The organism is Acinetobacter sp. NIOH-H-8 (genome assembly GCF_046635365.1).
In the GTDB taxonomy this organism is placed as follows: Bacteria; Pseudomonadota; Gammaproteobacteria; order Pseudomonadales; family Moraxellaceae; genus Acinetobacter.
This window is the reverse complement of sequence record NZ_JBHDVN010000135.1, coordinates 1-542: the sequence shown is the minus strand read 5'-3', so window position 1 is coordinate 542 and position 542 is coordinate 1. Positions and strand designations below refer to the sequence as shown.

Annotated in this window: 1 pseudogene; it reads right to left on the bottom strand. The window is 37.1% G+C overall.

Annotation, left to right across the window (positions count from 1 at the left end):
* Nucleotides 1-542 (bottom strand): annotated as a pseudogene (locus tag ACEWB7_RS17420) (IS30-like element ISAba125 family transposase); the annotation flags it as partial.

Below are 542 nucleotides of genomic sequence, written 5' to 3'. Positions count from 1 at the left end.
ACTTGATTTAAATAATGCTGATCTGCCTGATTTAAATCAATCCCTTTAGGTAAATATTGCCTAATTAAACCATTCATATTTTCGCATGTGCCTTTTTGCCATGGTGAATGTGGGTCACAGAAATATACATCTATGCCTAAATCTTCTTCGAGTATTTTATGTTCTGACATCTCACGTCCACGGTCATAGGTCAACGTTTTACGCAGTTCTGCAGGTAAATATTTCAGAGCTTCAGTTAAAGCCTTGCGCACTGATTCTGCCTTTGCATCAGGTAATGTTGCCAAGATACAGAGCCGTGTATTTCGTTCAATAAGTGTTGCTATCGAACTTTTATTGTCTTTACCTTTAATTAAATCGGCTTCCCAATGACCCGGTATTTTTCTTTCTTGAACTTCGGCTGGGCGCTCATGAATAGTTTTAATATCCTGTAATATAGAATCTTTTTTAGGTTCACCGTTAGCTTTTCGCTTTTTATTTTCATGACGCAGACAGGATAATAAGTCTTTTTTCAACTCACCCTTTGGTAATGCTCGTATAGTTGA